This is a genomic window from Sulfuricurvum sp. IAE1, from assembly GCF_004347735.1.
Taxonomy (GTDB): Bacteria; Campylobacterota; Campylobacteria; order Campylobacterales; family Sulfurimonadaceae; genus Sulfuricurvum.
The window spans coordinates 1-5,428 of record NZ_SLTI01000003.1; the positions used below are offsets into that span (position 1 = coordinate 1).

General features: G+C 49.6%; 2 tRNA genes and 3 rRNA genes. All 5 read left to right on the forward strand.

Features of this window, described 5'->3' with window-relative positions:
* The first annotated feature begins 248 nt into the window (after positions 1 to 248).
* The 5 genes from E0765_RS00070 to rrf all read left to right on the forward strand — a co-directional run bounded on the left by E0765_RS00070 (position 249) and on the right by rrf (position 5,422).
* Positions 249 to 1,760, forward strand: a 16S ribosomal RNA gene (locus tag E0765_RS00070).
* A 120-nt stretch (positions 1,761 to 1,880) separates the two neighbouring features.
* A tRNA-Ile gene (locus E0765_RS00075) sits at positions 1,881 to 1,957 on the forward strand.
* A 12-nt stretch (positions 1,958 to 1,969) separates the two neighbouring features.
* Positions 1,970 to 2,045: transfer RNA gene (locus E0765_RS00080), tRNA-Ala, on the forward strand.
* 210 nt (positions 2,046 to 2,255) lie between these two features.
* Positions 2,256 to 5,173: ribosomal RNA gene (locus E0765_RS00085) — 23S ribosomal RNA — on the forward strand.
* A 133-nt stretch (positions 5,174 to 5,306) separates the two neighbouring features.
* Positions 5,307 to 5,422, forward strand: a 5S ribosomal RNA gene (rrf, locus tag E0765_RS00090).
* Together the 16S, 23S and 5S rRNA genes with 2 tRNA genes alongside form the textbook arrangement of a ribosomal RNA operon.
* Positions 5,423 to 5,428: the final 6 nt, after the last annotated feature.

Sequence of the window (5,428 nt, forward strand, 5' to 3'; positions counted from 1 at the left end):
CTTGACTTCTTTGGATATTTTTCCTATAATTCCCGTCCACAAACGCTGAGAGGCCTTGAGTTAAGGCTTTGAGTTTTGGGTTTGAGATCATTGAAAACTAAGCAGGGATGGCGGTTGAGCGGTGCTCGACTGACATTCTTAATAATGTCAACACAATACATAACCGTCTATTACTTAATACTAAGTAGTAGATACTTTTTACATAGAAGCCAATGATTTTATATCTTGGGCTATGTGATCAAACACCAATTATGGAGAGTTTGATCCTGGCTCAGAGTGAACGCTGGCGGCGTGCCTAACACATGCAAGTCGAACGATGATTGGAGAGCTTGCTCTTCATGATTAGTGGCGCACGGGTGAGTAATGCATAGGTAATGTGCCCCTTAGAGGGGGATAGCCACTGGAAACGGTGATTAATACCCCATACTCCTTCTGGTCATAAGGCCAGTCGGGAAATGTTTTTCGCTAAGGGATCAGCCTATGTCCTATCAGGTAGTTGGTGAGGTAACGGCTCACCAAGCCAATGACGGGTATCTGGTTTGAGAGGATGATCAGACACACTGGAACTGAGACACGGTCCAGACTCCTACGGGAGGCAGCAGTGAGGAATATTGCACAATGGAGGAAACTCTGATGCAGCAACGCCGCGTGGAGGATGACGCATTTCGGTGTGTAAACTCCTTTTAAGAGGGAAGATTATGACGGTACCTCTTGAATAAGCACCGGCTAACTCCGTGCCAGCAGCCGCGGTAATACGGAGGGTGCAAGCGTTACTCGGAATCACTGGGCGTAAAGGGTGCGTAGGCTGACTTTTAAGTCAGGCGTGAAATCCAATGGCTTAACCATTGAACTGCGCTTGAAACTGGGAGTCTAGAGTTCAGAAGGGGCAGATGGAATTAGTGGTGTAGGGGTAAAATCCGTAGATATCACTAGGAATATCAAAAGCGAAGGCGATCTGCTGGGATGATACTGACGCTGAGGCACGAAAGCGTGGGGAGCAAACAGGATTAGATACCCTGGTAGTCCACGCCCTAAACGATGAATGCTAGTCGTCGGGGAGCTCGTCTCTTCGGTGATGCACTTAACAGATTAAGCATTCCGCCTGGGGAGTACGGTCGCAAGATTAAAACTCAAAGGAATAGACGGGGACCCGCACAAGTGGTGGAGCATGTGGTTTAATTCGAAGATACACGAAGAACCTTACCTGGCCTTGACATGGTAGGAACCCTGTAGAGATACGGGGGTGCTAGCTTGCTAGAGCCTACACACAGGTGCTGCACGGCTGTCGTCAGCTCGTGTCGTGAGATGTTGGGTTAAGTCCCGCAACGAGCGCAACCCTCGTCCTTAGTTGCTAACGGTTCGGCCGAGCACTCTAGGGAGACTGCCTTCGCAAGGAGGAGGAAGGTGAGGACGACGTCAAGTCATCATGGCCCTTACGGCCAGGGCTACACACGTGCTACAATGGGGCGTACAGAGAGCTGCGATACCGCGAGGTGGAGCCAATCTCTTAAAGCGTCTCTCAGTTCGGATTGTTCTCTGCAACTCGAGAACATGAAGCTGGAATCACTAGTAATCGCAGATCAGCTATGCTGCGGTGAATACGTTCCCGGGTCTTGTACTCACCGCCCGTCACACCATGGGAGTTGATTTCACCCGAAATCGGGATGCCAAACCGGCTACCGCTTACGGTGGAATTAGCGACTGGGGTGAAGTCGTAACAAGGTAACCGTAGGAGAACCTGCGGTTGGATCACCTCCTTTCTAAGAGTAACGACGGATCATTCATTTGATCGCGTCATCTTAAATCTCACAGAGTATTGTCTTGACTGTCATCTCCTGCTTAGTCTTCAGTGATCCAAGAGTTATTTGACATAGCTGTATGGGTTTGTAGCTCAGCTGGTTAGAGCACACCCCTGATAAGGGTGAGGTCGATGGTTCGAGTCCATTCAAACCCACCATGAATCACTTATGGGGAATTAGCTCAGCTGGGAGAGCGCCTGCTTTGCACGCAGGAGGTCAGCGGTTCGATCCCGCTATTCTCCACCATAGTGTGAAGCGATCGGATAAGTCTGATTCAAGTACTAGATGTAGTATTTGAATTAGACTTTGAGATATAGGTCTAGAGTGTTATTTGAATTATTATTGTTAAGTCGTCAACTAAATATATTTGACATAGAGAAATCTATGAAGAATAAATTTAACGTAACTACAAACATTTCACCGTCTTATTCTTAATAAGGCGGTGAGCGCGAATTAGAAAAAGATATTAAGGGCCATAGGTGGATGCCTTGGCTGGTAGAGGCGATGAAGGACGTACTAGGCTGCGATAAGCCTCGGGGAGCTGCCAAGAAGCTTTGATCCGGGGATTTCCGAATGGGGCAACCCACTGCATCGAGAGGTGCAGTACCCTTAGGGGGGCGAACTCAGGGAAGTGAAACATCTCAGTACCTGAAGGAAAAGAAATCAAACGAGATTCCCAAAGTAGCGGCGAGCGAAATGGGATATAGGACAAACCGATGGCTTGCCATCGGGGTTGCGGACTGCATACGGCATTCAAAGTCGATAGAAGAACCATCTGGAAAGTTGGGCCATAGAGGGTGATAGCCCCGTACTTGAAATTGACAATGAGCTAGCAGGATCCAGAGTAGGTCGGGACACGTGTTATCTTGACTGAAGCCGGGGGGACCACCCTCCAATCCTAAATACTACTACCAGACCGATAGCGAACCAGTACCGTAAGGGAAAGGTGAAAAGAACCGCGGTGAGCGGAGTGAAATAGAACCTGAAACCTATGGCTTACAATCATTCAGAGCCCTATGATTTATCAGGGTGATGGACTGCCTTTTGCATAATGAGCCTGCGAGTTGTGGTCAGTGGCAAGGTTAAGCAAACGCGAAGCCGTAGCGAAAGCGAGTCTTAATAGGGCGTTTTAGTCACTGGCTGCAGACCCGAAACTAAGTGATCTATCCATGAGCAGGTTGAAGCTGGTGTAAGAGCCAGTGGAGGACCGAACCGATGGGCGTTGAAAAGCCCCCGGATGACTTGTGGATAGGGGTGAAAGGCCAATCAAACTTAGTGATAGCTGGTTCTCTCCGAAATATATTTAGGTATAGCCTCGAGTCGTAACATGAAGGGGTAGAGCACTGACAGGGCTAGGGCTGCTCACCGCGGTACCAAACCCTTTCAAACTCCGAATACTTCATGCGTAATCTCGGGAGTCAGGCGGTGGGTGATAAAATCAATCGTCAAGAGGGGAACAACCCAGACTAACAGCTAAGGTCCCTAAGTTACATCTGAGTGGAAAAAGATGTGGAGTTGCTGAGACAATCAGGAAGTTGGCTTAGAAGCAGCCATCTTTTAAAGAAAGCGTAACAGCTCACTGATCTAGCGATTCTGCGCTGAAAATATAACGGGGCTAAGATGTACACCGAAGCTTTAGATTCTCTTTTAGAGAGTGGTAGGAGAGCGTTCCAAACAGCGTTGAAGGTATACCGGTAAGGAGTGCTGGAGCGTTTGGAAGTGAGCATGCAGGCATGAGTAGCGATAAAAGCAGTGAGAATCTGCTTCGCCGTAAACCCAAGGTTTCCTACGCGATGCTCGTCATCGTAGGGTTAGTCGGGACCTAAGTCGAGTCCGAAAGGGGTAGACGATGGCAAATCGGTTAATATTCCGATACCGACATATGTTCGTTTGAGTGATGGGGGGACGCATAGAGTTAATCGAGCTCACTGATGGAATAGTGGGTCGAAGGACGTAGGAGGTAACACAGGCAAATCCGTGTTGCAATACTCCGAGATCTTACAGGCTCTTCAAGGACTTCGGTCTGCGAGGAGAATCGATGATACTGTCGTGCCGAGAAAAGCCTCTAAGCGAGAACATATGTCGCCCGTACCGTAAACCGACACAGGTGGGTGAGATGAGTATTCTAAGGCGCGTGGAAGAACCCTGGTTAAGGAACTCTGCAAACTAGCACCGTATCTTCGGTATAAGGTGTGCCCGCTGTAGGTGAAGGAACTTGCTTCCGGAGCCGAAACGGGTCTCAGCAAAGAGTCCCTCCCGACTGTTTACCAAAAACACAGCACTCTGCTAACTCGTAAGAGGATGTATAGGGTGTGACGCCTGCCCGGTGCTCGAATGTTAAAAGGATGTGTCAGCGCAAGCGAAGCATTGAATTGAAGCACGAGTAAACGGCGGCCGTAACTATAACGGTCCTAAGGTAGCGAAATTCCTTGTCGGTTAAATACCGACCTGCATGAATGGCGTAACGAGATGGGAGCTGTCTCAACCAGGGATCCAGTGAAATTGTAGTGGAGGTGAAAATTCCTCCTACCCGCGGAAAGACGGAAAGACCCCGTGCACCTTTACTATAGCTTGACATTGCTATTGGGATACTCATGTGCAGGATAGGTGGGAGCTGTTGATATTGTCACGCCAGTGGCAATGGAGGCATCCTTGAGATACCACCCTTGAGTATTCTGATAGCTAACTCGCATCAGTTATCCTGATGGAGGACACTGTCTGGTGGGTAGTTTGACTGGGGCGGTCGCCTCCTAAAAAGTAACGGAGGCTTACAAAGGTTGGCTCAGAGGGGTTGGAAATCCCTCGTAGAGTATAATGGCATAAGCCAGCCTGACTGTGAGACAGACAAGTCGAGCAGAGTCGAAAGACGGTCATAGTGATCCGGTGGTTCTGAGTGGAAGGGCCATCGCTCAAAGGATAAAAGGTACGCCGGGGATAACAGGCTGATCTCCCCCAAGAGCTCACATCGACGGGGAGGTTTGGCACCTCGATGTCGGCTCATCGCATCCTGGGGCTGGAGCAGGTCCCAAGGGTATGGCTGTTCGCCATTTAAAGCGGTACGCGAGCTGGGTTCAGAACGTCGTGAGACAGTTCGGTCCCTATCTTCCGTGGGCGCAGGAGAGTTGAGGAGAGCTGACCCTAGTACGAGAGGACCGGGTTGGACGTGCCACTGGTGCACCGGTTGTTCTGCCAAGAGCATCGCCGGGTAGCTACGCACGGATGTGATAACCGCTGAAAGCATCTAAGCGGGAAGCCAACTCCAAGATGAACTCTCCCTGAAGTTCCCTTGAAGACTACAAGGTTAATAGGCCGGATGTGTAAGAGCAGCAATGCTTTCAGCTGACCGGTACTAATAGAACGTTCGTCTTTTTTTATGCTCACCGCCTTATTAAGGGTATCGGTGAAATGTATGACAGTTACGTCCGACGACTTAACAATAACAATACCTCGCATTACTTGCAAAGCCCGCAAGGACAAGCTCACTTAGGTGACCTTCTCCTTGCGTGCTCTGGTGGCTATAGAGAGGGGGAAACGCCCGGCCCCATTCCGAACCCGGAAGCTAAGACCCTCTTCGCTCATAATACTGCATCTTTCAGGTGTGGAAACGTAGGTCGCCGCCAGGCCGCAAG